Source organism: Variovorax sp. 20P10.2.4 (genome assembly GCF_058244205.1).
Genome location: NZ_JBZAYE010001209.1, coordinates 1 through 921 on the forward strand (window position 1 = coordinate 1; position 921 = coordinate 921).

Here is a 921-nt window from a genome sequence, read left to right on the forward strand (position 1 = left end):
CGCCCTCCTTGGTCAGCACGAGCTTGAGGAAGTCGAGCACGTTGCGCGCGTACAGCGCCGAGGCGTCGGCCGCCACCAGCGCGGCGAGGTTGGTCTCGCCGACGATGGTCACGCCGTGCTTGACGACGGTCTTGTCGGCTTCGGACAGCGGGCAGTTGCCGCCCACCCCGTCCGGACCTTTGCCGGCGGCGATGTCGACGATGACCGAACCGGGCTTCATCGACTTGACCATGTCCTCGGTGATCAGGGTCGGCGCGGCGCGCCCCGGGATCAGCGCGGTGCTGATCACGACGTCGGCCAGCGCCACGCGCTTGGCGACCTCGGCCTGCTGGCGCGTGAGCCAGCTCGCGGGCATCGGACGGGCATAGCCACCCACGCCCTCGGCCGCGTCCTTCTCTTCCTGGGTCTCGTAGGGCACGTCGATGAACTTGCCGCCCAGCGATTCGATCTGTTCCTTGACGCTGGGACGAACGTCGGACGCTTCGATGACCGCGCCCAGGCGCTTGGCCGTGGCGATGGCCTGCAGGCCCGCGACGCCCACGCCGAGGATGACCACCCGCGCGGCCTTCACGGTGCCGGCGGCGGTCATCAGCATCGGGAAGAAGCGCTGGTACTTGTCGGCCGCGATCATCACGGCCTTGTAGCCGGCGATGTTGGCCTGGGAGCTGAGCACGTCCATGCTCTGGGCACGGGTGGTGCGCGGCGCGGCTTCGAGCGCGAAGCCGGTGAGGCCGGCCGCGGCCACGCGCTGCAGGCCGGCGGCGTCGAAGGGGTTGAGCATGCCCACGAGCACGCTGCCGGACTTGGCGAGCGCGCATTCGGCGTCGCTCGGGGCGCGCACCTTGAGCACGATGTCGGCGCCGAAGGCGCCGGCCTGGTCGGTGATCTCGGCACCGGCCGCCTGGTAGGCCGCATCGGTCA

The 921-nt window shown here is 70.6% G+C and carries 1 protein-coding gene; it reads right to left on the minus strand.

The genetic code is table 11. The features are described 5' to 3' along the window. A partial coding sequence (locus tag AC27VN_RS42335; RefSeq protein WP_490880649.1) for an NAD(P) transhydrogenase subunit alpha occupies positions 1-921 on the minus strand: 921 nt, incomplete at both ends.